The sequence below is a fragment of the Micromonospora sp. NPDC005163 genome (assembly GCF_053599835.1).
Window position 1 is genome coordinate 82521 of sequence record NZ_JBSFYP010000001.1, and the last position, 23882, is coordinate 106402.

Consider the following 23882-nt stretch of genomic DNA (forward strand, 5'->3'; position numbering starts at 1 on the left):
CTCAGTCCAGGGTGAAGTAGTCGGGACCGGAGTAGGTGCCGGTCGTCAGCTTGGTGCGCTGCATCAGCAGGTCGTTGAGCAGGCTGGACGCGCCGAAGCGGAACCAGTCCGGGTCGAGCCAGTCCGCGCCGACGGTCTCGTTGACCATCACCAGGTACTTGATCGCGTCCTTGGTGGTCTTGATGCCGCCGGCCGGCTTCACGCCGACCTGCCGCCCGGTGGCGGCCCGGAAGTCGCGGACCGCCTCCAGCATCACCAGGCTCACCGGCAGCGTCGCGGCGACCGGGACCTTGCCGGTGGAGGTCTTGATGAAGTCGCCGCCGGCCAACATCGCCAGCCAGGAGGCCCGGCGCACGTTGTCGTAGGTGGCCAGCTCGCCGGTCTCCAGGATCACCTTGAGGTGGGCGTCCCCGGAGGCTTCCTTGGTGGCCACGATCTCGTCGTAGACCTCCTTGTAGCGGCCGGCCAGGAACGCGCTCCGGTTGATCACCATGTCGATCTCGTCGGCGCCGGCCGCGACGGCGGCCCGGGTGTCGGCGAGCTTGATCTCCAGCGCCACCTGGCCCGACGGGAAGGCGGTCGCCACGCTGGCCAGGTGCACGCCGCTGCCGCGCAGCACCTCCGCCACGTACGGGACCATCGCGGGGTAGACGCAGACGGCGCCGACGTGCGGGCAGGACGGGTCGGCCGGGTCCGGGCGAACGGCCTTCGCGGCCAGCGCGCGCACCTTGCCCGGGGTGTCCGCCCCTTCGAGGGTGGTCAGGTCCACCATCCGGATCGCCAGGTCGATCGCCTGTGCCTTGGCGGTGGTCTTGATGGAGCGGGTGCCGAGCTGCGCCGCCCGCTGCTCCGCGCCGACCTGGTCCACGCCGGGAAGGCCGTGCAGGAAGGTCCGCAGAGCGGTCTCGGATCGTCCCAGCTCGGAGAGCTCCGACCGGGCCGACGTCGTTGTCGCCGTCATGCCCCGAAGTCTACGCACCGGACCGCTGTGTGATCTTGCTCACGCGGTCCCGCTGTGACCGGTCCGGCGTGAGCGGCGTCGCTGGTCCGACCGCACCCGCACCGTCCCACGCGACGGACCGGTAGGTTGAGCGATCGTGGATGTACACGTCATTGACCACCCGCTGGCACAGTCACGGCTGACCGCCATGCGGGACGCGCGCACCGATTCCTCGACGTTCCGGGCGGCGCTGCACGAACTGACCACCATGCTGGTGTACGAGGCGGCACGCTCCTTCCCCGTCGAGCGGTACCCGGTGCAGACGCCGATCACCGGCACCGAAGGCACCCGGCTGGCCAACCCGCCGCTGCTGGTGCCGGTGCTGCGGGCCGGCCTGGGCATGGCGGACGCCGCACTCGGCCTGCTGCCCGAGTCCTCGATGGGCTTCGTCGGCCTGGCCCGGGACGAGGAGACGTACGAGCCGCGCGCGTACATGGAGTCGCTGCCTCGGGAACTGGCCGGCCTGCCGGTGCTGGTGCTCGACCCGATGCTGGCCACCGGTGGTTCGCTGGAACACGGCTGCCGGCTGCTGGCCGACCGGGGCTGCACCGACATCACCGTGCTCTGCGTGCTCGCCGCACCGGCCGGCATCGAGCGCCTGGAGCGCTCCGGCCTGCCGTTGCGCCTGGTCACCGCCTCGATCGACGAGGGCCTCAACGAGCGGATGTTCATCGTTCCCGGCCTCGGCGACGCCGGCGACCGCCAGTTCGGCGGCATGCCCCGGTTCTGAGTCGTCACCCCGGTCGGTGCCCGGGTCCGGCGGGTCCGCGCGCGGTGGTGCGCGGACCCGCTACCGTCTCCGGCCATGACTGGTGTTGCGCTCGCCGAGGAACTGCTGCTCCTCGCCTACGACGACACGACCGGCAAGGCGACCATGCCGCGGATCAGCCTGGACCTGGGCATGGCCGCCGCGGTGCTGGTCGAGCTGGCCCTGGCCGGCCGGATCGCGTACGCGGACGGTTCCCTGACGGTGGTCGACCCGACGCCCACCGGCGAGCCGGTCGCCGACGAGGTGCTCGGCCGGATCGCCGCCGACACCCCGCACACCCCGGCGTCGTGGGTGCAGCGCCTGCGGCACGGCCTGCGCGACCGGATCCTCGGTGACCTGTGCCAGCAGGGTGTGGTCCGGGACATCGACGAGACCGAACTGGGCTTCATCCACGTGCACCGCTACCCGGTGGTGGACACCTCGGTGGAGGCGGACACCCGGCAGCGGCTGGCCGAGGCGCTGACCGGCACGGCAGCGCCGGACGAGCGGACCGCAGCGCTGGCCACCCTCGTCGTGGTGCTGCGGATGGAATCCGCGCTCGGGGTGAGCGGCGAGACTGCCGCCGACGCCCGCCGCCGGCTGGAGGAGATCGCCACCGGCGCCGGGTTCTCCGGAGAGGTGAGCATCGACGACTCGGTGGTCCGCCCCTCGGTCGGCCTGGTCGTCGCCGCGCTGGCGAAGGCCGTCGACCAGGCCCTCGGCAAACGCCACTGACCTGTTAGGAAGGGCCCCTTCCTCTACACGAGGCGGTAATAAGGGGCCCTTCCTTGCACTACACGCCGAGGGCGGTGGCGATTTCCGTGCGGAGCTGCGCGATCGCTGCGGCGGCGCGGGCGCGGGCGGCTCCGACGTCGCCGTCGGGCACCAGCTCCACCACCTCCAGGTACGCCTTGAGCTTCGGCTCGGTCCCGGACGGGCGGATCACCACCCGGGCGGCCCCGGTGCGCAGGATCACCACGTCCGCCTCGGGGAGCAGATCCCGGGTGCTGTCGACCGGGTGCCCGAGCAGCGTGGTCGGGGTGGCCGCCCGGATCCGGGCCATCGCGTCGGCGATCTCCCGCAGGTCGTCCACCCGGACGGAGAGCTGGTCGGTGTGGTGCACGCCGAACTCGGCGGCCAGCTCGTCCAGCCGGTCGGTCAGCGTGCGGCCCTGCGCCTTGAGGCCGGCGGCCAGCTCGGCGACGGTCAGCGCGGCGGTGATGCCGTCCTTGTCCCGGACGTGGTCCGGGGCGACGCAGTAGCCGAGCGCCTCCTCGTAGCCGTAGACCAGCGGCGCGCTCCCGCCGCCCGCCCGGACGATCCACTTGAAGCCGGTCAGCGTCTCGTCGTAGGGCAGGCCCCGGGCCGCGCACATCGCCCGTAGCAGTGACGACGAGACGATGGTGGTGGCGTAGAGCCCGGTCACCCCGCGGCGCATCAGGTGGTCGGCGAGCAGCGCGCCCACCTCGTCGCCGCGCAGCATCCGCCAGCCCGTGTCGCCGTCGCGGACCACCACCGCGCAGCGGTCCGCGTCCGGGTCGTTGGCGATGGCGAGGTCCGCGCCGGTGGAGTCGGCCAGCGCGATCAGCAGGTCCACCGCCCCCGGCTCCTCTGGGTTGGGGAACGACACGGTCGGGAACTCCGGGTCCGGCTCGGCCTGCCCGGGTACTACCCCGGGCACCGGGAAGCCGGCCCGGGCGAAGGCGGCGGTGAGCACCGCGGCACCCACCCCGTGCAGCGGCGTGTACGCCACCGTCAGGTCCCGCGACCCGTCCGGCGCGATCACCGCGGTGGCCCGCTCGACGTACGAGGCGACCAGGTCGTCACCCAGCACCTCACCGGGGCGGCCCAGCGGCACCTCGGTCAGCGGGCCGACCGCCCGGATGGCGGCCTCGATGCCGGCGTCGGCCGGTGGCACGATCTGCGCTCCGGCGCCGAGCTCCCCGCCCAGCTCCGCACCGAGGTAGACCTTGTAGCCGTTGTCCTGCGGCGGGTTGTGGCTGGCCGTGACCATCACTCCGGCCACCGCGCCGAGCCGACGCACCGCGTAGGCCAGCACCGGGGTGGGCAGCGGGCGGGGCAGCAGCAACGCCGGCCGACCGGCCCCGGTGGCCACCTGGGCGGTCCGCTCGGCGAACTGGCGGGAGCCGTGCCGGGCGTCGTACCCGATCACCAGGGGGCCGGTGCCGCCCTGGGCGGCGAGCCAGCCGACCAGACCGGCGGCGGCCTGGGTGACGACGGCGAGGTTCATGCCGTTCGGGCCGGCGCGCAGCGGGCCGCGCAGGCCCGCGGTGCCGAAGGTCAACGGCCCGGCGAACCGGTCCGCCAGCTCGGGGGCGCTCGTCGGCAGCCTGTCCAGCACCGCCGTCAGCTCGTCCCGGCTGGCCGGGTCGGGGTCGTCGGCGAGCCAGCGCCGGGCTTGCTCGCGAATGTCGTCGATGTCAGTGGTGTCCGCCGCCATGCCTCTTGATAGCACGGCGGCGATCACCGCTGTCGGTTCCCTCCCGCTCAGCTGTCCCCGGTGAGCTGGAACGTCCGCACCATCTCGTCGAAGATCGCCTTGCTCTCGGCGAACTTGACGTCCGTCGAGGTGAGGTAGAACGAGAACGCCTTGCCGTCCTGCGCCACGCCACGCCAGATGCCGTGCCGTTTGGCGTCGCCCTCACCGCAGGTGTACTCGAACTCGGCGGCCGGCTGGCTGGCCAGCTCGGTCTCTTGCGAGGCGACCTGGCTGTACGGCTTGACGCAGGACTTGCTCCTGGTCTTGAGGCCGTTCTCGGCCGTCTCCGCCCACCGGGTGGAGCTGCTCGACCACTTCTCGGTGATGATGCGGACCTTGCGGCCGCTGTCCTCCGGGTCGATGTAGTCGGTGTACGAGCCGCCGGTGGCCTTCTTCCAGCCCTTCGGGACCAACACCTGGATGCCCCGGGCGGAGTGCTCCTGCATCTCCACCCCGGCACCGGTCGGGGCGGACGCGGTGGGCTGTGCCTGCGGGGTGCTCGGCGGGGTCTCGTCGCCGCCACTGGACAGCGCCACGATGCTGAGCAGCAGCACCACGGCCAGCCCGCCGGCCGCGGCGAGCTGCACCTTGCGCGGCCAGCCCTTGACCGTGGTGACCAGCTGACCACCGGTGGCGCGGATCTTGCCCAGAGCGCCGCCGCCCGCCGTCGCAGGCGTGGCCCAGGGCTGCCCGGTGCCCGGCACCGACCACTGGTTGCCGCCACCGTAGGTGCCGCCGATGTGTTGGGTGGCCTCCGGCGCACCGCCGTAGCCGACCTGCTGGGTGGCGTCGGGCCGGTTGCCGTAGCTGACCCGCTGGGTGGCGTCCGGGTGCCCGCCGGCGTCCACCCGCTGGGTGGCGTCCGCGGCGCCGCCGTAGGTGCGCCCGGTGGTGGGTCGGCCGGAGACGGACATCGCGCCGGTGGGCGTGTGCAGTGGGCCGGCCAGCGCGTCGGCGCTGGTCTCGTCGAGCCCCGTGGTGCCGCCCGCGTCGCCGGGCTGCGGGCGTTCGCCCCGGCGCAGCGACGCCAGGCGGTCGGTCAGGGACTCGTCCGGGGCGAGCATCGCCCGGCCGCCGATCTGGTTGTCCGGCTTCGGCTCGGGCCGGGCCGGCGGGGCGACGGGCGCCGGGCGCTGCTGCACCGGGACCACGGCGTACGGGTCGGTCACCGAGTGCACGGCGGTGGCGGTGCTGCCCAGCGGGCCGGCGAGCAGCTCGCGCAGCATGGCCCGGGACGTGTGCACGTCCAGCCGCCGGGCCGGGTCCTTCTCCAGCAGGCCCATCAGCACCCGGGTCAGGGGGCCACTGCGCTGCGGTGGGGCGGGTGGGTCCTCGACCACGGCGTGCATGGTCTCGATCGGGTCACCCTTGTCGAACGGAGGCCGCCCCTCGACGGCCGTGTAGAGCGTCACGCCCAGCGAGAACAGGTCGCTCGGCGGGCCGAACTCCTGACCCATGGCCCGCTCGGGCGAAATGAAGTGCGGCGAGCCGAGCACCATGCCGGGGGTGGTGAGCTGCACGTCGGTGGGCATCCGGGCGACCCCGAAGTCGGTCAGCACGCAGCGCCCGTCGGTGCAGATGAGCACGTTGGCCGGTTTGACGTCGCGGTGCAGTACGCCGATCGCGTGCGCGACCTCCAGCGCGCCGAGCAGCGCGATGCCGATCTTGGCGACCGCGCGGGGCGCGACCGGCCCGTCCTCGATCACCATGTCGGCGAGGCTGCGGGCGTCCAGCAGCTCCATCACGATCCAGGGCCGGCCGGCCTCGGTGACCACGTCGTACACCTGCACCACCGCGGGGTGCTGGATGGCGGCGGCGGCGCGGGCCTCGCGCAGCGTGCGCTCGTACATGGCGTCGCGGTCGCTGGGGGCCAGCCCCGGGGGCAGGACGACCTCCTTCACCGCCACGTCGCGGCGCAGCAGTGTGTCTGTGGCGCGCCACACCGTACCCATGCCGCCGTTGCCCACCGAGGACCGCAGCGAGTACCGGCCACCAATGGTGGTGCCGGGCGCTGCTCGTCCGTTGGCGGGACTTAGCTGTCCGCCGCTCCACGTCGGGATCTGAGTCACAGAAAAGCCACCGGGGGAAATCGAGGGGGGCTGGGACACAACCCCCCTATCTTGCTGGTTCCGACGCCCGATGCGAAAGCCGACGCGTCGGGCGTTTATCGAAGTCGACGGAACGTGCCCTGTCGTTCACCTCCTGTCGACGGGTCGGGACGCACTGTGCGGTATCCCTCACCCGACGACACGCGCGGGCGTCCTACCATCCGGGGATGAGTGAACGGCGGTCAAGCGAGTCCGGTTTCCCGATCAAGGGCGTCTACACGGCGGCCGACCTTCCGGAGGACCTCGACTCCCGGCAGGGCGCCCCGGGCGAGTTCCCGTACACCCGGGGGGTCTACCCCACGATGTACACCTCCCGTCCGTGGACCATGCGCCAGTACGCCGGCTTCGGCACCGCCACCGAGTCCAACGCGCGATACCACCAACTGTTGCGGGCCGGCACGATGGGCCTCTCCGTCGCCTTCGACCTGCCGACCCAGATGGGCTACGACTCGGACGAGCCGATCGCGCACGGCGAGGTCGGCAAGGTGGGCGTGGCCATCGACTCCATCGAGGACATGCGGCTGCTCTTCGCCGACATCCCGCTGGACAAGGTGTCCACGTCGATGACCATCAACGCTCCCGGATCCGTGCTGCTGCTGCTCTACCAGCTCGTCGCCGAGGAGAACGGGGTGCCCGGCTCGGCGCTCAACGGCACCATCCAGAACGACATCCTCAAGGAGTACATCGCCCGGGGGACGTACATCTTCCCGCCCAAGCCCTCGCTGCGCCTGGTGGCCGACACGTTCGCGTACTGCCGCAAGGAGGTGCCGAAGTGGAACACCATCTCCATCTCCGGCTACCACATGGCCGAGGCTGGTGCGACGCCCGCGCAGGAGATCGCGTTCACCCTGGCCAACGGTGTGGAGTACGTCCGGGCGGCGCTGGCCGCCGGGCTCGCGGTGGACGACTTCGCGCCCCGGCTGTCGTTCTTCTTCGTGGCCCGCACGACGCTGCTGGAGGAGGTGGCGAAGTTCCGCGCGGCCCGCAAGATCTGGGCCCGGCTGATGCGTGACGAATTCGGCGCCAAGGACCCGAAGTCGATGATGCTGCGCTTCCACACCCAGACCGCCGGCGTGCAGCTCACCGCCCAGCAGCCGGAGGTGAACCTGGTCCGGGTCGCGGTGCAGGGGCTCGGTGCGGTGCTCGGCGGCACCCAGTCGCTGCACACCAACAGCTTCGACGAGGCGATCGCGCTGCCCACCGAGAAGGCCGCCCGGCTGGCGCTGCGTACCCAGCAGGTGTTGGCGTACGAGACCGACCTGACCGCTACCGTCGACCCGTTCGCCGGCTCGTACGTGGTGGAGGCGATGACCGACGAGATCGAGGCCGCGGCCGTCGAGCTGATGGAGCGGGTGGCCGACCACGGCTCGGCGGTGGACGCGATTGAGGCCGGGTTCCAGAAGCGCGAGATCGAGCAGTCCGCGTACCGGATCGCCCAGGAGATCGACTCGGGTGACCGGGTGGTGGTGGGTCTCAACCGGTTCGCGGTCGACGAGGAGGAGCCGTACGAGCCGCTGCGGGTCGACCCGACGATCGAGGCGGCCCAAGCTGACCGGCTGGCCCGGCTGCGCGCCGAGCGGGACTCCGACGCGGTGGCGCGGGCCCTGGCCGAGCTGCGGGCCGCCGCCGACGGCACGGAGAACGTGCTGTACCCGATGAGGGAGGCGCTGCGGGCCCGCGCCACGGTGGGTGAGGTCTGCGGGACGCTGCGCGAGGCGTGGGGTCTGTACCGGCCCACCGATCGGTTCTGATCGGCTGACCGGCCGTTCTCGCAGGTCAGGGCGGGTTTATTCGGTCCTGGCAGAGCTACAGTCGGAAGCGGATCCTCCACCGGCCGGGCCGAGGGCGGCGTGGCCCCCGACGGCGTCCGGGGTGTGTCCATCAGGTTTGGGGGTACCCCGACCGGGTGATCGGGGACGCACACCGTGTGCGGTCATGGCGGGCCGGCGCGTGTGAGCGTCTTTTCCGGCTCGCTGCGGAGCGTGGTCGGCTTATTGTCGGAGTGTCAGTTCATCACCCCGACTAATGCGACAATTCGCAACGTGGGCCCGCGAGTGGCGCCGGATTCGTGACCGCCGACATCGGTTACGCGTTGTAGGAGGTGAGGGGGAGATGACGGCGTTCGACCGCGATCTACCTGCTGTCCCGCGCATCTCCGAGCGCCCTCAGCAGGGCATACGTGACGCTGTGCGGTCTGATCATCACCGTAACGAGGTTGCGCAGCGTCACCGCCGGAGGTCTAGGCTGTCTGCTGTTCCCGATGATCCATCCATCTCTAGTGATCGAGAATTCGACGTGACGAGTGCGTTGACGCTGCCCACCGGCAGCCAGCTGGCGTCGTCCTGGCCGGAGCTGCCGCCCGGGTCCCAGCCCCTGCCCCGCGACCTGGACCACCTCCTCGCGCTCCGGGTACCCGGGCTGATCGCTACCCGCCGTCACATCCACTCGCACCCAGAGCTCTCCGGCACCGAGTTCGAGACGGCCGCACTGATCGCCAGGGAGCTCTCACTGGCCGGGTTGAAGCCGCGACTGCTGCCCAAGGGCAACGGCGTGATCTGCGACGTCAACGGCCGCCCGGACGGCCCGGTCATCGCGCTGCGCGCCGACATCGACGCACTGCCGCTGGACGACCCCAAGGACGTGCCCTACCGGTCCACGGTGCAGGGCGTCTGCCACGCCTGCGGGCACGACGTGCACACCACGATCCTGCTCGGCGTCGGCATGCTGCTGGCCCAGCTCGCCGACCTCGGCGAGCTGGACGGCCGGGTCCGGCTCATCTTCCAGCCGGCCGAGGAGATCCTGCCCTGCGGCTCGCTGGAGGTCATCGAGGCCGGCGGCCTGGACGACGTGGCGCAGATCTTCGCGCTGCACTGCGACCCGAACCTGCCGGTGGGTCAGGTCGGCCTGCGGGTCGGTCCGATCACCGCGGCCGCCGACAACGTCACCGTCCGGCTCAGCGGCCCGGGCGGGCACACCGCCCGCCCGCACCTGACCGTCGACCTGGTGGACGCGCTCGGCCGGCTGATCACCGAGGTGCCCGCCCTGGTCAGCCGCCGGGTGCCGGCCAACAGCGGGCTGCTGCTGGTCTTCGGCCACGCCTCGGCCGGCACCCGCTACAACGTCATCCCCTCCGAGGCGTCCGCCTCCGGCACCCTGCGGGTGATGGACCGCGACACCTGGGAACAGGCTCCCAAGATCGTGGCTCAGGTCGTCCGGGACGTGATCGCGCCGACCGGTGCGACCGTCGATCTGGAATACCTGCGCGGCCGGCCACCGGTGTGCAACGACGCGCGGGCGATCCAGGTGCTGACCGCCGCCACCGCCGCCGCGCTCGGCCCGGACGGCATCGCCGAGACGCCGCAGAGCATGGGCGGCGAGGACTTCTCCTGGTACCTGGAGTACGTCCCCGGCGCCCTCGCCCGGCTCGGCGTGGGCCGCTCCGGCCCCAACGTCGACCTGCACCGCGCGTCCTTCGACGTCGACGAGGGGGCCATCCCGGCCGGCGTACGCGTCATGGTGCAGACCGCGCTGCGGGCACTGGCGGCGGTGCGCTGACCGGAGCGACCAGGGCCGGCTCCTTCTTCCGCCGGCGCAGCACCAGCAGCAGCACCGCCAGCGGTACGCCGAGCGCCACCAGCCAGGGCAGCAGCGCGCCCAGCACGGTGAGCAGGACGGTCAGCGAGGCGACGAACGCCTTCCAGCCGCCCTTCAGCCCGACCAGGAAGCCGGTCTCGGTCTTCTCCTCGGGGGTCTTGGCAGCCGGCCCGGCCAGCGACACGGTGATCGTGGAGAGGGCGGTCAGGTCGGACAGCCGCCGCTTCTTGGCCTCCAGCGACGCCAGGTCGGCCTCGCGGCGACCCAGCTCGTTCTCCAGCGACACCAGGTCGGTGATCGAGGTGGCTCGGCCGAGGAGCCGGCGTGCGCTGTCGACCCGGGCCCGTTGACTGGTGATCCGGGCGTCCAGGTCGACGGTCTCCTCGGTGACGTCCTGGGTGCTGATCTCCCGGCTCTGCTGCTTGCCGAGCTGCGCGATCTCCTCCACCACGCCGGCGAACTTCGCCGCCGGCACCCGCAGCTGCAACTCCGCGACCGCGTCGGCCTCGGCGCTGCGCCGCTGGTCACCGCCGATGAAGCCACCCGCTCGGGTGACCGCGGCGGCGACCTCGCGGGCGGCGCCGTCCACATCGTCCACCTGGACCCGCATGGCTCCGGTGTAGATGATCGCCCGCTGGTCCACCCGCAGGTCCGGAGCGCCGGCTCCGGCAGCCCCCGGCGCCCCGGCGGCGCTGTCCTTGTCCGCCGCGCCGCCGTTCGCCGCCGGTGCCTCGGCCGCCGCGCCCGCCGTGTCCCGTGCACCGCTGTCGCCGGCACCGCACCCGGTCAACCCGAGCACCGCCGCCAGCGCCGTCGCCGCCAGCAGTGCGCCGCGGCGTCGTCCCGCCCGTCCGTCCATCCCCGCTCCCATCGTCGTCAGCCGGTGTGGCGATACCTCGGACGCGGCGCGCTCGTCGGCTGGTTCCGGCAGACTGCGCTGAGGACGTCACGATTCGATAATCGAGGAGTCACGATGCGGCTCACCAAGTACGCCCACTCCTGTATCCGGGTGGAACACGACGGGGGAGTGCTCGTCGTCGACCCCGGGGTGTTCAGCGACCCTGCGGCGTTGGACGGTGCGGACGCGGTGCTGATCACCCACGAACACCCCGACCACCTCGATCTGGCGGCGGTGCGCCTGCAACTCGACCGGCGACCGTTTCCGATCCACGGGCCCGCCTCGCTCGCCGGCACCCTGGGCGACACGGCCGAGGCGTTGCATCCGGTCGCGGCCGGTGAGTCCTTCACCGCCGCCGGGGTGGCCGTCCGCGCCTACGGCGGGAGACACGCGGTGATCCATCCGGACATCCCGGTGGTGGACAACCTCGGGTTCCTGATCAACGACGTGGTCTACCACCCGGGCGACGCCCTGGTGGTGCCGGAGGAGACGCCGGTCGACACGCTCTTCGCGCCGATCCACGCCCCCTGGTCGAAGTTCTCCGAGGTGGTCGACTTCATCCGGGCGGTCGCCCCGCGCCGCGCGTACGCGTTGCACGACGGGTTGCTCAACGACACCGGGCTGGGCGTGCTCGACCGTCAGTACTCGGCGCTGTCCGGCACCGAGTACCAGCGCCTGGAGCCCGGTAGCCGGGTGGACGTCTGAGGCCATGCCCGGCCCCTCCCCGGAGCTGGTGCAGCAGCTCTACCGCACCCCACCGGAGCGGTTCGTGGCCGCCCGGGACGCCGCCGTGGCCGAGGCCCGCCGCGCCGGCGACCCGACCACGGCCCGGCAGTTGGCCCGGTTGCGCCGCCCCACGGTGGCCGCCTGGCTGGTGAACCTGCTCGCCATCGACCGTCCCGAGCTGGTCGCCGACCTGGTCCAGCTCGCCGACGCGCTGCGGGCCGCCCAGCGGGAGCTGCGTGGGCCGCGGCTCCGGGAGCTGTCCGCGCAACGCCGGGCGGTGGTCGGCGCGCTGGTCGCCGAGGTCCGCAAGCTCGCCGCGGCGGAGCCGGACGCGCCGTCGGCCGGCAAGCTGCCGTTGGCCGAGGTGGAGGCGACCCTGAACGCGGCGCTCTCCGACGCCGAGGTCGCCGAGCAGGTCCGGTCCGGGCGTCTGCTGCGATCGGCCAGCTACGCCGGCTTCGGCGAGGTGCCCCGCCCGCAGCTGCGGCTGGTCACCGGCGATGAGGAGGATCGGGCCGAGGAACGCCCGGCCCGCCGACCCGGCACCCAGCGGACGGGTCCCGAGGCGGCCCCCCGTACCGACCGGGCCGCGGAACGCGCCGAGCGGGCGGCGCAGCGGGCGGCCCAGGCCGAGCGGGCGCGGCAGCGCCGGGCGCTGGACCGGGAACTGGCCAGGGCCCGGACCGATCAGGAGCGGGCCGAGGCCGAGTTGACCGAGGCGACCGGGCAGGAACGGGACGGCGTCGCCGTGCTCGACGGGATAGAGACCGAGCTGGCCGAGCTGGAGCGGCGGCGGGCGGTGGCGGAGCAGGACCTCAGCCGGGCCAAGCTGGCCCGGCGTGCGGCCGAGCGGGCCGTCACCGTGGCCCGGCGGCGCGCCGGCGAGGTGGAGGCGGCGGTCGAGGCGCTGGCGGCCGAAGAGGGGGATGCGGACTCGGGCGGTGGCCCGGCAGACTGACCATCGATGGACGACGACGAGTGGCCGGACCGTCCCGGGCCGGCGATCCCGGATCCGGAAGCCGCCGTGGCCGGCGGGTCGAGGCACCCGACGTTGGCGTCCGGATGACACCGGAGCAGGTCGCCGCCGCCAGCAAGCCCGTCGCGCTCGACCTGGGCGACCGATACAGCCGGTGCCCGACCACACTGCGCCGGGCACGGCTGCTCGGCATCTCCGGCTGGGCCTTCTACATCAGCGGGCGGGCCGGTGCTCTCGGCGACGTACGGGCCGAGACGGCGGCCGCGGCACTCGGCTTCGTCGCCCCGGACGCGGTCGCCGACGGCTGGGACGCGGCGGCCCGGGTCCTCCGGCCGGCCGAGGTCGCCGCCGCGAGCCTCGCCGAGTGCTGCCGGTGGGGGGCGCAGCGGTTGGGCGCCCTGCCCACCGTCGAGCGCCTGGCCGGGCTGGTCGAGCGGGCGGTGGCGGCGGCGGACGCCAGCGGCATGCCACTCTTCGCCGCGTGGCGGGCCATGCCACTGCCGGATCTCTCCCCGGGCGCCCGGAGCGCCGCCGGGCTGCGGCTGCTCCGCGAACACTTCGCCGGCGCCTACCTGTTGGCGGTACGCGCCGCCGGGATGACCCCGCTGGAGGCCGTGCTGGCCGGGCCGGAGGGGGAGGCCGGTGCGGTCGCCTGTGGCTGGTCGCCGCCGTACCCGCCGGTCGGGCCGCTGGTGCGCCGGCGGCTCTGGGCGGAGGCCGTCACCGACCGGCTGGCCGCACCGGCGTTCGCGGCGCTCGGCCCCGCCGACGGCATCGAGCTGGTGGAACTGCTGCACCAGACCCGGGCCGACCTCGCCGCCCGGTGAAAAATCGGCGGCGCTCGCGGGCCTCGGCTGTCAGGATCACCTGCCGTGACCCTTCCTGCTGGCTGGACCGTGCGCCGGCCCACCCTCGACGACGTGCCGGCGATCCTCGCGGTGGTGCACGCCGCCGACACCTTCGCCATCGGTCATCCCGACTTCGACGCCGAGGACGTTGCCGAGTCGCTGACCGGCCCGTTCTTCGACCCGGCTCGTGACTCCTGGCTGGCACTGGACCCGGACGACACCGTGGTGGGCTGGGCGACCGTCGACAACCCGACCGGGGTGGGCAGGGAGTTCGTCGAGGTCTACGTCGATCCGGAGCGGGGCGCTGCGGTCCGGGCGCCGCTGCTGGCCCGGCAACTGGACCGGGTCGCCGAGCGGGCGGCCGAGCGGGGGCTGCCCGCACTCACCGTCCGCTGCGCGGTCTTCGCGCCGGAACGTGACTGGGAACGCGACCTGCGGACGGTCGGCTTCACCCTGGCCAAGAGATACGTCCGGATGCGCCGCCCGCTGGCCGACCTGCCCGCCGAACCGCCCCCGCCGCCCGGGATGACGGTGCGGCCGGTCCGCTCCGACGACGAGGCCGAACTCCGGGAGTTCCACCGCATCCAGGACGCCGCCTTCCGCGACACCCCGGACCACGAGCCGCTGTCGTACGAGCGGTGGCGGGCCCGGATCGGTGACATGACCGCCTGGGACGAATGGTTCGTCGCCGAGGTCGACGGGGCGGTGGCGGGCGCGTTGCAGTCCTCGGATCAGGCGCTCGACCAGCAGGAGGGCTTCGTGCGGAGCCTGGCGGTGCTGCCCGCGTACCGCCGGCGGGGGGTGGGCGCCGCGCTGTTGCGCCGCGCCTTCGCCCGCTACGCCGAGAAGGGCCGGCAGGCGGCCGGCCTGGGGGTGGACCTCACAAACCCGACCGCCCCGCTGTCGCTCTACCGGACCGTGGGCCTGCGGGAGACCCGGTGGACGGACATGTACCAGCTGCTCGTCCCGGTTGCCGGTGTGTGATTGACGACGCCGGTCGAGCCCGACGGACGGTCCGGCCGGCGTCGGTAGCAGACTGGCAGCGTGCGACAGCCTCCAGGCCGACTGCGACAGCCCCTAGGCCGACGCGGTGCCGGTGGGGCGGGCCCGCAGCTCGGTGACGTAGTCGTCCGGCGCGCCCGCCTTCTCGGCGGCGTTCGCGATCTCGGAGAGATACCACGACGTCGGCAGGCCGCCCTCGTACCCGTCGAAGACGTAGATCCACGCGGTCACGTCGCCGTCGAGGGTGGAGACCCGAACGTGCAGCTTGCGGTACGTGCCGGCGGCGACCCCCTCAAGCTCGTCGAGCTGGGCCGCGTCGTACGGGTGGATGTCGTAGAGCGCCACGAAGACCCGGTCACCGGGGGACTCGACCAGGGTGCTCACCGCGCCCTCCCAGCCGATCACGTCCGCCCCGGCGAAGGTCAGCCGCCACCCCTCCAGCCAGCCGACGCCCACCATCGGCGAATGCGGGCAGTAGGCGCGCATCCGGGCGGGATCCAGGTTTGAGCCGTAGGCGGCGTGAAGACCCACGGCGATGACGATAGCCGGACAGGCGGGTGGGGGAGAATACGACTGTGCGTGTCGGGTGCGTTCGGGAGAAGAAAGTCACTGTGAGCATCGACGAAGGGCAGACGCTGTGAGCCGGATCGTGATCATCGGTGGGGGGCCGGCCGGGTACGAGGCGGCGCTGGTCGCCGCCCAGCTGGACGCCGATGTCACCGTGGTGGAGGCCGACGGCGCGGGCGGGGCGTGCGTGCTCTCCGACTGCGTTCCGTCGAAGACCTTCATCGCCAGCTCGGAGGTGGTCACCGGCTATCGGGACACGGAAGAGTTCGGGGTGCACTCGGACGGCCTGGAGGCGGTGACCGTCGACGCGCGGGCGGTGCACGAGCGGGTCAAGCGGCTGGCGCTGGCGCAGTCCGCCGACATCCACGCCAAGCTGCTCAAGGCGGGGGTCGCCTTCGTGGCCGGCACCGCCCGGCTGGGTGAGGACACGCTGGGCCACACCCACCGGGTCATCGTCACCCCCGCCGACGGTGGCGAGGAATACTCGATCGCCGCGTCCACCGTGCTGGTGGCCACCGGCTCGACGCCCCGCCAACTGCCCACCGCCGTACCGGACGGTGAGCGGATCCTGACCTGGCGCCAGGTGTACGACCTGCCGGAGCTGCCCGAGCATCTGATCGTGGTCGGCTCCGGCGTGACCGGCGCCGAGTTCGCCAGCGCGTACCTGGCGATGGGGGTCCAGGTCACCCTGGTCTCCAGCCGCGACCGGGTGATGCCGCACGAGGACGCCGACGCGGCGTCGGCCATCGAGCGGGTGTTCCGCAACCGGGGCATGAGCATCCTCAACAACTCCCGCGCCGACGCGGTCCGGCGTACGGCCGACGGCGTCGAGGTGGAGCTCTCCGACGGCCGTAAGGTCTCCGGCTCGCACGCCCTGATCGCGGTCGGTTCGATCCCGAACACCGCCAACCTGGGCCTGACCGAGTACGGCGTGGAGCTGGGCCGGGGCGGCTACGTCACGGTCGACCGGGTGTCCCGGACCAACGTGCCCGGCATCTACGCCGCTGGTGACTGCACCGGCGTCCTGCTGCTGGCCAGCGTCGCCGCCATGCAGGGCCGGATCGCCATGTGGCACGCCCTCGGCGAGGCGGTCCGCCCGCTGCGGCTGCGGACCGTCGCGGCGAACGTCTTCACCGACCCGGAGCTGGCCACCGTGGGCGTCTCCCAGGACGAGGTGGACGCCGGCAAGGTGCCGGCCCGGCAGGTGATGCTGCCGCTGTCGGGCAACGCCCGGGCCAAGATGGACGACCTCTCCGACGGCTTCGTGAAGCTGTTCTGCCGGCCGGCGAGCGGCCAGGTCGTCGGCGGGGTGGTGGTCGCGCCGAAGGCCAGCGAGCTGATCCTGCCGATCACGATGGCGGTGGAGAACAACCTGACCGTCAACGAGTTGGCGCAGACCATCACCATCTACCCGAGCCTCTCCGGCTCGATCACCGAGGCGGCCCGCCAACTAATGCTCCACGAGTTGGAGTAGGACCCACCCTCCGCGTCGCGGTTAGCGGGCGGGCGACGGACGTCCGGGTCAGGGCCACCGCGACGGTGCCGAGTACGGCGACCTCGGTGAGGATGAGCAGGCGCTCGGCCAGGCCGATCAGCACACGGTCGCCGGGGTAGGCGGACCAGATCATCGCCGCGGCCAGGGCCAGGCTGAGCACGACGAGGGTGCGCAGCGTCCGGGCGGTGGGCGCCAGGTCGGGCCGGCGGGCGAGCAGCCAGCCGGCGGCCGGCAGCGCCAGGAAGGCGACCACCGAGGCGTACCGGTGCAGGTAGGCGGCGGTGGTCATGGCGGTGCCCGGCTCGTTCGTCGGCACCACCGCGGCCAGCAGCAGCCCGGCCGCCCACGCGCCGAGCAGCAGCTCGGCCGGCCGACCCGGGGCCGGTTGGGGTGGGCCGGCGCGGCGCAGCCCGTACAGCAGCGCCACGGTGGCGAGCGCGAGAACCACCATCGCGATGTCGATGACGCCGCCGCGGTCGGAGACCGCGAAGTCGCTGATGGTCAGCGCCCACGGGTTGAGGTCGTCGTTGACTTCGAGGTGGCCGATCACGGTCAGCAGCGCCGCCAGGGCGATCCCGCCGAGGGCGAACAGGCCGGTGCTCCGGGTTCCAGGCATGCCTCAGCCTGTCGCTCCGGAGGCCCGAGCCGGATCCGGGACGGCCACCGAAATCGTCCCGGGGGACTACCCCTAGAGGCACCCGGGTGTGCCGCGCCCGACACTCAGTCGATGGGGATGTCGGCTGCCGCTGCGGCCCGGGCGTGCCGTGCGCTGACCAGGGTCATGGCCCACCCGGCGGCGGCGAAGCCGGCCGCTGCGGCGGTGGCGATGATGGCCAGCCGCCAGGCCGACTCGGTCAGCGCGGTGCCGCCGAGGTGCCCGACCAGCGCACCGTAGGTGGCCCAGCCCAGCGCCGCCACCGTCTCGTAGAGCACGAACAGCCGGTACGGGTAACGGCTGCGGCCGGCTGAGAAGCAGGCCGCCATTCGCCCGCCGGGCACGAACCGGCAGAGCAGGATGACCAGCGGCCCGGGCTGTCGCAACCCCTGGGTGACCCGGCTGGCGACCCGTCGTGCCCGGCTCGGCTCGGCGTGCCGGGGTGCCCGCCGGTCCGGTGCGCCGCGACCGAGCAGGTAGCAGGCCAGGTCACCGGCGAAGACGCCGAGCGCGCCGACGATGATGGTGACCGGCAGGCTGAGCCCGCCGTAGACGGTGAGCGCACCGCTGGTGATCATGACGATCTGGGTGGGAATCACCGGGACGAAGGCGTCCGCGATCAGCAGGCTGAGCAGCACGAGGTACGCCCAGGTCGGCGATGCGACGTCAGTCAGTAGTTCGGGCACGCGTGCCACCTCGCCGGATGCGGCCGATTGGGTGTCTCGAGCCTGACGGCGTGTCCGGCGTCACCGTGGACAGCCCCACCCCGCCGTGACCGTCGACACGACTGGGCCACCCAGGTACAACGAGGCGAGCCGTCCTCGGGTGACGGTCCGGTGGCCGTCCGCCCGCCCCGCGCCGGTCGGCGGATCGGCGTTCGTCGGCGTACCGTTGTCCGCGCGGCCCCAGCACCGTCGGGTCCCCCGTTCCTGACGATCCGGGTCGCCCAGGGCCGCCGGCGGGTCCCGCGCCGGCGGCCCGCCCTCCCCTCCGCCACGCCAAATCCGGGTGCGTTCCCGATCGCCCGACGGGTACGGTCGCCGCATGCGCAGCGCGGTAGTGGTGACCACGACGCCGGGTGTCCCCGGCGTGCCGCTCTGACGTAACCACCGTCGACCAGGCCTCGGGGCGATCCGCCCCGAGGGCCGCGCGGCGTTCGGAGTCCGGGTCGCCTCCGGGTCGTACCCGATCCAGGAGCGCGACATGATCGACCACCGCAAGCTCGGCCGGGAGCTGGACCTCTTCGTCTCCGACCCGTTGGCCGGCGCCGGCCTGCCGATCTGGCTGCCGGCCGGCGCCGCCGCCCGGCACGCCGTCGAGGAGTACGTCCGTGAGCTGGAGCGCCGGTCCGGCCACCAGCACGTCTACTCGCCGCCGCTGGGCAAGCGCGAACTCTTCGAACTCTCCGGGCACCTCGGCTACTTCGCCGACGACATGTTCCCGCCGATGCGGCTGAGCGCCGACGACGAGTTCGTGCTCCGGCCGGCGCTCTGCCCGCACCACGCGCTGGTCTTCCGAGCCCGGGGCCGCTCCTACCGGGAGTTGCCGCTGCGGATCGCGGAGCTGGGTGGGATGTACCGCTCGGAGCGCTCCGGGGTGCTCGGCGGGCTGTCCCGGGTGCGAGCTATCTCGCTCAACGACGCGCACACCTTCTGCGCGCCGGACCAGGTGGGCGCGGAGGTCGCGGAGATCCTCGGGCTGATCCGTGCCGCGCACGCCGCGCTCGGCGTCCGCCCGGCCGGTTTCCGGCTGTCGCTGCGCGGGCTGGGCGAGAAGTACGTCGGCGACGACGCGCAGTGGGCCCGCGCCGAGGAACTGCTCCGGGGTGCGCTGGCCGGGGTGGCGTATGTCGAGGCGCCGGGGGAGGCCGCGTTCTACGGTCCGAAGATCGACATTCAGATCGTCGACGCTGCCGGTCGGGAGTCGACCATCTCCACCATCCAGCTGGACTTCGACAAGCCGGAACGGTTCGACCTGTCGTACACCGACTCCGACGGCGGCCGGCGCCGGCCGGTGATGGTGCACCGCAGCCTGGTCGGCAGCATGGAGCGGTTGTTCGCGTACCTCATCGAGGTGCACCAGGGCGCTTTTCCGGCCTGGTACGCCCCGGTCCAGCTGGTGCTGCTGCCGGTGGACGACGGGCAGGCCGAGGCGGCGGCCGAGCTGGCGCGGCGGGCCCTCGCTGCCGGGCTGCGGGTCGAGGTCGCCGCCTCCGGCTCGTTGGGCGCCCGGATCCGGGACGCGACCCGCCGCCGTGTCCCGTACCTCGGGGTGCTGGGCTCCCGGGAGGAGGCTGACGGGCACCTCGCGCTGCGCCTCCGCGACGGCCGCACCCTGGATCCGATGCCCGCCGCGGCCGCACTGACCCTGATCACCCGCCAGGTCGCCGCCCGCTCGGCCGACCTTGTGCCCCCCGACTGACCCACCCGTCGATCCGGGGTGGGTCGTTGTGAGTGGATCTCCGTTCATGATGATCCGCCCTAGATCGACGCGGGCTGGGGGGACTTGGCGGGTGCGGCGGGGTCTTCCTCGACCACGGCGGCGGTGAACTGGGAGCGGTAGAGCTGGTGGTAGGGGCCGTGGGCGGCCAGCAGCTGTTCGTGGGTGCCCTGCTCGACGATGCGGCCGTTCTCCATCATCAGGATCAGGTCGGCGTCGCGAATGGTGGAGAGCCGGTGCGCGATGACGAAGCTGGTCCGATCCGAGCGCAGCGCGGCCATCGCGCGCTGGAGCAGCACCTCGGTGCGGGTGTCCACCGAGCTGGTCGCCTCGTCCAGGATCAGCAGGGACGGCTCGGCGAGGAACGCCCGGGCGATGGTGATGAGCTGCTTCTCGCCGGCGCTGACGTTGCTGCCCTCCTCGTCGATGACCGTGTCGTAGCCGTCCGGCAGGCTGCGCACGAACCGGTCGACGAAGGTGGCCCGGGCCGCGGCGAGGATCTCCTCCTCGGTGGCGTCCGGCCGGCCGTACGCGATGTTGTCGCGGATGGTGCCGCCGAAGAGCCAGGTGTCCTGGAGCACCATGCCGATCCGACCCCGCAGGTCGTCGCGGCGCATGGTGGTGATGTCCACCCCGTCCAGGGTGATCCGGCCGGCGTCCAGCTCGTAGAACCGCATGACCAGGTTGACCAGGGTGGTCTTGCCGGCGCCGGTCGGGCCGACGATGGCCACCGTGTGGCCTGGCTCGGCGACCAGCGACAGGTCGTCGATCAGCGGCTTGTCCGGCTCGTACCGGAACGAGACGTGCTCGAACTCGACGCGACCGTGCGGGTCGGTGACCCGGGCGGGCTGAACCGGGTCGGGGCTCTGCTCGTCGGCGTCGAGGACCGCGAAGACCCGCTCGGCCGAGGCCACTCCGGACTGGAGCAGGTTGGCCATCGAGGCGAGCTGGGTGAGCGGCTGGGTGAACTGGCGGGAGTACTGGATGAACGCCTGCACATCGCCGAGGCTCATCGTCCCGGACGCCACCCGCAGCCCACCGACCACCGCGATCGCCACGTAGCTGAGGTTTCCGATGAACATCATCGACGGCATGATGATCCCGGAGATGAACTGGGCGCCGAAGCTGGCCCGGAACAGCTCCTCGTTCTTGGCGTTGAACGCGGCCTCCACCTCGCGTTGCCGGCCGAAGACCTTCACCAGCTCGTGACCGGTGTAGGCCTCCTCGATCTGGCCGTTCAGCTCGCCGGTGTGCTTCCACTGCGCGATGAACTGCTGCTGGGAGCGCTTGGCGATGCGCTGGGTGACCAGCACCGACAGCGGCACCGCGACCAGGGCCACCAGGGCCAGCAGCGGCGAGATCCAGAACATCACGGCCAGCACGCCGACCACGGTCAGCAGCGAGGTGAGCAGCTGGCTGAGCGTCTGCTGGAGGCTGGTCGAGATGTTGTCGATGTCGTTGGTGACCCGGCTGAGCAGCTCGCCGCGGGGTTGCCGGTCGAAGTACGGCAGCGGCAGCCGGTTGAGCTTCTCCTCCACCTCGGCGCGCAGCCGCAGCACGGTGCGCTGGACCACCCCGTTGAGCAGCCAGCCCTGCCACCAGGACAGCACGCTCGCGGCGAGGTAGAGCCCGAGCGCCAGCAGCAGCACCCGGCTCAGGGCGCTGAAGTCGATGCCCACGCCGGGCACCACGTCCATTCGGCCCAGCATGTCGGCGAAGCTGTCGTTGCCGCCGGCCCGGGCCGCCGCGACGGCCTGCTCGGTGCTGGTGCCCGCCGACAGTTGCCGACCGATCACCCCGTTGAAGATCAGGTCCGTGGCGTGGCCGAGGATCTTCGGTCCGGCCACGCTGAACCCGACGCTCACCACGGCCAGGGTGATGATGGCGGCCAGGTGCAGCCGGTGCGGGCGCAGCCGGCCGAGCAGCCGCCGGGCGGACGGCCCGAAGTTCATCGACTTCTCGGCGGGCATCCCCGCGCCCGCCCACGGCGGCCCACCGCCCTGCCGGCCGGGGGGCAGCCGCTTCGGCGTCGGCCCGTCGCCGGCCGGCTTCTGCGTGGGTACGGCCGCGGTCCGCGGCTCGTCGGGCTCGCTCATGCCGGCACCTCCGCCGTCTGCTGGGAGGCCACGATCTCGGCGTACGTCGGGCAGCTCTCCAGCAACTCCTCGTGTCGTCCCACTCCGACGACCCCCCCGTCCTCAAGCACGATGATCTGATCGGCGTCGACGATCGTGGAGACCCGCTGGGCCACGATCACCACCGCGGACTGCGCGGTGACCGGACGTAGCGCCGCCCGCAGCCGCGCGTCGGTGCCGAGGTCGAGCGCGGAGAACGAGTCGTCGAAAAGGTAGATCTCCGGCTGTTTGACCAGGGCCCGGGCGATGGCCAGGCGTTGGCGCTGCCCGCCGGAGACGGTGCTGCCACCCTGGGCGATCGGAGCATCCAGCCCGCCGGGCATCTGGGCCACGAAGTCCCGGGCCTGGGCGAGCTCCAGGGCCCGCCACAGCTCGTCGTCGGTGGCGTCCGGGTTTCCGTAGCGCAGGTTGCTGGCGACCGTGCCGGTGAACAGGTACGGCCGCTGCGGCACCAGGCCGATGCGCCGCCACAGCTCGTCGGGCGCCAGCTCCCGCACGTCCACGCCGTCGACCAGCACCGCGCCGGCGCTGACGTCGACCAGGCGGGGAATGAGTGACAGCAGGGTGGTCTTGCCCGCGCCGGTGCTGCCGATGATCGCTGTGGTGGTGCCGGGGGTCGCTCGGAAGGAGATGTCCCGCAACACCGGCTCGACCGCGCCCGGGTACTGGAAGCGCACCCCGCGCAGCTCCAGCTCGGCCCTGGTGGGCGGCTCAGCGATGGGCTCGGCGGCGGGAACCACCGAGGAGTCGGTGTCCAGCACCTCGACGATCCGCTCGGCGCAGACCGCGGCCCGGGGCACCATCATCAGCATGAAGGTGGCCATCATGACGGCCATCAGGATCTGCATCAGGTACTGGAGGAAGGCGGTGAGCGCGCCGACCTGGATCGCGCCGGAGTCGACCCGCTGGGCGCCGAACCAGAGCACCGCCACGCTGGAGACGTTCAGCACCAGCATGACCACCGGGAAGATCAGTGCCAGCAGTCGGCCGGTACGCAGCGCGGTGGCGGTCAGGTCGGTGTTGGCGACGGCGAAGCGGTCCGTCTCGTACGGCTCGCGGACGAAGGCGCGGACCACCCGGATGCCGGTGATCTGCTCGCGCAGCACCCGGTTGACGGTGTCGATCCGGGTCTGCATCAGCCGGAAGCCTGGCACCATCCGACGGATGATCATGCTGAGCGCGACGGCCAGGACCGGCACGCTGACCAGCATCAGCCAGGAGAGCCCGAGATCCTCCCGGAGCGCCATCACCACACCGCCAACGCTCATGATCGGTGCGGCGACCAGCATGGTGCAGCTCATCAGCACGAGCATCTGCACCTGCTGCACGTCGTTCGTGTTGCGGGTGATCAGCGACGGTGCGCCGAACCGGGCCACCTCGCGGGCGGAGAAGCGGTTGACGTGCCCGAACAGGGTCGCCCGGACGTCCCGGCCGAAGCCCATCGCGATCCGTGCGCCCAGGTAGACCGCGGCGATCGAACAGATGATCTGGATCAGGCTGACCAGCAGCATCCAGCCGCCGATGCGCACGATGTAGTCGGTGTCGCCCCGGGCCACGCCCCGGTCGATGATGTCGGCGTTGAGGCTGGGCAGGTAGAGCGACGCCATGGTGCCCACGAACTGGAGCAGCACCACTGCCGTCAACGGTCGCTGGTAGGTGCGCAACTGGTTGCGCAACAGTCGGATCAGCACGCCGGGTCCTTCGCGTCGGTGGGGCGTCCGGTCATCCGCGGGTCGTCCCCGCTGCCGATGACCTCGAGCAGGAAGTCCCGGATCACCTGCGCCTTCGCCGGGTCGGCGTCGACCGAGGTGAGCGGACTTCCGGAGTGCATCAGGGTGGTGAGGGCCGCCACCCGCTCCCGGCCGGCGGGGGTGATGGCGAGCCGGACGCTGCGTCGGTCGCTGTCGTCGCGCTGCCGCTCGACCAGCCCCTCGCGGGCCAGCGTGTCCACGATGCCGGTCAGGGTCGCCGGGCGCACGAAGCCCTTCTCGGCGACCTGGCGGTGGGGCAGCTCGCCGTGCCGGGCGAGCGTCATCAGGGTCACCATGCCGGCCTGGGTGAGACCGTGCTCCTCGGCGAGGTAGCGGTTCCACCGCTGCCCGACGAGGTGCCCGGCCACGACCAGCAGCCGGCCGAGCGGCACGTCCTGGAGAGTGACGATGTCCACGGCAAGCAGGTTAGTCCCCTGATA

General features: G+C 72.5%; 20 protein-coding genes. 10 read left to right on the forward strand and 10 right to left on the reverse strand.

Features of this window, described 5'->3' with window-relative positions:
* Window position 1: 1 nt before the first annotated feature.
* The gene (gene deoC / locus ACWD6N_RS00395; protein WP_387323247.1) at window positions 2–961 is read right to left on the reverse strand and encodes a deoxyribose-phosphate aldolase; all 960 of its coding nucleotides are present in this window, start codon (window positions 959–961) and stop codon (window positions 2–4) included.
* Between the two features lie 136 nt (window positions 962–1097).
* Here deoC and upp point away from each other — a divergent pair, with 136 nt between their 5' ends.
* Both upp and ACWD6N_RS00405 read left to right on the forward strand, forming a co-directional pair.
* The gene (gene upp, locus ACWD6N_RS00400; protein WP_354962632.1) at window positions 1098–1730 is read left to right on the forward strand and encodes a uracil phosphoribosyltransferase; all 633 of its coding nucleotides are present in this window, start codon (window positions 1098–1100) and stop codon (window positions 1728–1730) included.
* A 75-nt stretch (window positions 1731–1805) separates the two neighbouring features.
* Window positions 1806–2483: a GOLPH3/VPS74 family protein gene (locus tag ACWD6N_RS00405; protein ID WP_354962633.1), complete on the forward strand. Its 678-nt coding sequence runs from the start codon at window positions 1806–1808 to the stop codon at window positions 2481–2483.
* A gap of 58 nt (window positions 2484–2541) precedes the next feature.
* Here the strand turns inward: ACWD6N_RS00405 and ACWD6N_RS00410 are convergent, their stop codons facing one another.
* Together ACWD6N_RS00410 and ACWD6N_RS00415 are read right to left on the reverse strand one after the other, a co-directional pair.
* Window positions 2542–4209 carry a phospho-sugar mutase gene (locus ACWD6N_RS00410; RefSeq protein ID WP_354962634.1) on the reverse strand — a complete coding sequence of 556 codons (1668 nt, stop codon included), beginning with the start codon at window positions 4207–4209 and terminating at the stop codon, window positions 2542–2544.
* 47 nt (window positions 4210–4256) lie between these two features.
* Window positions 4257–6317 carry a serine/threonine-protein kinase gene (locus ACWD6N_RS00415; RefSeq protein ID WP_354962635.1) on the reverse strand — a complete coding sequence of 687 codons (2061 nt, stop codon included), beginning with the start codon at window positions 6315–6317 and terminating at the stop codon, window positions 4257–4259.
* Window positions 6318–6523: 206 nt separating this feature from the next.
* On the opposite strand from ACWD6N_RS00415, the gene ACWD6N_RS00420 reads away from it, so the two are divergent.
* Both ACWD6N_RS00420 and ACWD6N_RS00425 read left to right on the forward strand, forming a co-directional pair.
* Entirely contained in the window at window positions 6524–8107 is a 1584-nt protein-coding gene (locus ACWD6N_RS00420) for an acyl-CoA mutase large subunit family protein (protein WP_354962636.1), read from the forward strand.
* Window positions 8108–8651: 544 nt separating this feature from the next.
* Entirely contained in the window at window positions 8652–9911 is a 1260-nt protein-coding gene (locus ACWD6N_RS00425; RefSeq protein ID WP_354962637.1) for an amidohydrolase, read from the forward strand.
* Here ACWD6N_RS00425 and ACWD6N_RS00430 read toward each other — a convergent pair.
* Entirely contained in the window at window positions 9868–10830 is a 963-nt protein-coding gene (locus tag ACWD6N_RS00430; RefSeq protein WP_354962938.1) for a DUF4349 domain-containing protein, read from the reverse strand. The genes ACWD6N_RS00425 and ACWD6N_RS00430 overlap by 44 nt on opposite strands.
* A gap of 93 nt (window positions 10831–10923) precedes the next feature.
* Between ACWD6N_RS00430 and ACWD6N_RS00435 the strand changes: the two genes are divergently transcribed.
* From ACWD6N_RS00435 to ACWD6N_RS00450, 4 genes are all read left to right on the forward strand, one after another.
* Window positions 10924–11553 (forward strand): MBL fold metallo-hydrolase, encoded by a 630-nt coding sequence (locus ACWD6N_RS00435; RefSeq protein WP_354962638.1) that lies wholly within the window; start codon window positions 10924–10926, stop codon window positions 11551–11553.
* A 4-nt stretch (window positions 11554–11557) separates the two neighbouring features.
* Window positions 11558–12532, forward strand: a complete 975-nt coding sequence (locus ACWD6N_RS00440) for a hypothetical protein (RefSeq protein ID WP_354962639.1) — start codon at window positions 11558–11560, stop codon at window positions 12530–12532.
* Window positions 12533–12636: 104 nt separating this feature from the next.
* A complete protein-coding gene (locus tag ACWD6N_RS00445) occupies window positions 12637–13377 on the forward strand; it encodes an SCO6745 family protein (protein WP_354962640.1) in 741 nt (246 codons plus the stop codon).
* Between the two features lie 45 nt (window positions 13378–13422).
* Entirely contained in the window at window positions 13423–14382 is a 960-nt protein-coding gene (locus ACWD6N_RS00450; RefSeq protein WP_354962641.1) for a GNAT family N-acetyltransferase, read from the forward strand.
* A 93-nt stretch (window positions 14383–14475) separates the two neighbouring features.
* Here the strand turns inward: ACWD6N_RS00450 and ACWD6N_RS00455 are convergent, their stop codons facing one another.
* A complete protein-coding gene (locus ACWD6N_RS00455) occupies window positions 14476–14931 on the reverse strand; it encodes a gamma-glutamylcyclotransferase (RefSeq protein WP_354962642.1) in 456 nt (151 codons plus the stop codon).
* Between the two features lie 106 nt (window positions 14932–15037).
* On the opposite strand from ACWD6N_RS00455, the gene ACWD6N_RS00460 reads away from it, so the two are divergent.
* The gene (locus ACWD6N_RS00460) at window positions 15038–16441 is read left to right on the forward strand and encodes an NAD(P)H-quinone dehydrogenase (RefSeq protein WP_354962643.1); all 1404 of its coding nucleotides are present in this window, start codon (window positions 15038–15040) and stop codon (window positions 16439–16441) included.
* Here ACWD6N_RS00460 and ACWD6N_RS00465 read toward each other — a convergent pair.
* Both ACWD6N_RS00465 and ACWD6N_RS00470 read right to left on the reverse strand, forming a co-directional pair.
* Complete coding sequence (locus ACWD6N_RS00465) at window positions 16398–17078, reverse strand: DUF998 domain-containing protein (RefSeq protein ID WP_354962644.1); 681 nt, start codon at window positions 17076–17078, stop codon at window positions 16398–16400. The two genes, ACWD6N_RS00460 and ACWD6N_RS00465, sit on opposite strands and share 44 nt — an antisense overlap.
* 104 nt (window positions 17079–17182) lie before the next feature.
* Complete coding sequence (locus ACWD6N_RS00470) at window positions 17183–17803, reverse strand: DedA family protein (RefSeq protein ID WP_354962645.1); 621 nt, start codon at window positions 17801–17803, stop codon at window positions 17183–17185.
* A 517-nt stretch (window positions 17804–18320) separates the two neighbouring features.
* Between ACWD6N_RS00470 and thrS the strand changes: the two genes are divergently transcribed.
* Window positions 18321–19538, forward strand: a complete 1218-nt coding sequence (gene thrS, locus ACWD6N_RS00475; protein WP_450004263.1) for a threonine--tRNA ligase — start codon at window positions 18321–18323, stop codon at window positions 19536–19538.
* Between the two features lie 59 nt (window positions 19539–19597).
* Here the strand turns inward: thrS and ACWD6N_RS00480 are convergent, their stop codons facing one another.
* Genes ACWD6N_RS00480 through ACWD6N_RS00490 form a run of 3 tightly spaced genes read right to left on the reverse strand, consistent with a single transcriptional unit; the run spans window position 19598 to window position 23858 of the window.
* On the reverse strand, window positions 19598–21652 hold the full coding sequence (locus ACWD6N_RS00480; RefSeq protein ID WP_450004264.1) for an ABC transporter ATP-binding protein: 2055 nt from the start codon (window positions 21650–21652) through the stop codon (window positions 19598–19600).
* Window positions 21649–23382 (reverse strand): ABC transporter ATP-binding protein, encoded by a 1734-nt coding sequence (locus tag ACWD6N_RS00485; protein WP_450004265.1) that lies wholly within the window; start codon window positions 23380–23382, stop codon window positions 21649–21651. The genes ACWD6N_RS00480 and ACWD6N_RS00485 overlap by 4 nt, the downstream gene beginning before the upstream one ends.
* Window positions 23376–23858 carry a MarR family winged helix-turn-helix transcriptional regulator gene (locus ACWD6N_RS00490; RefSeq protein WP_354962649.1) on the reverse strand — a complete coding sequence of 161 codons (483 nt, stop codon included), beginning with the start codon at window positions 23856–23858 and terminating at the stop codon, window positions 23376–23378. Before ACWD6N_RS00490 ends, ACWD6N_RS00485 begins: the two co-directional genes overlap by 7 nt.
* Window positions 23859–23882 lie beyond the last annotated feature (24 nt).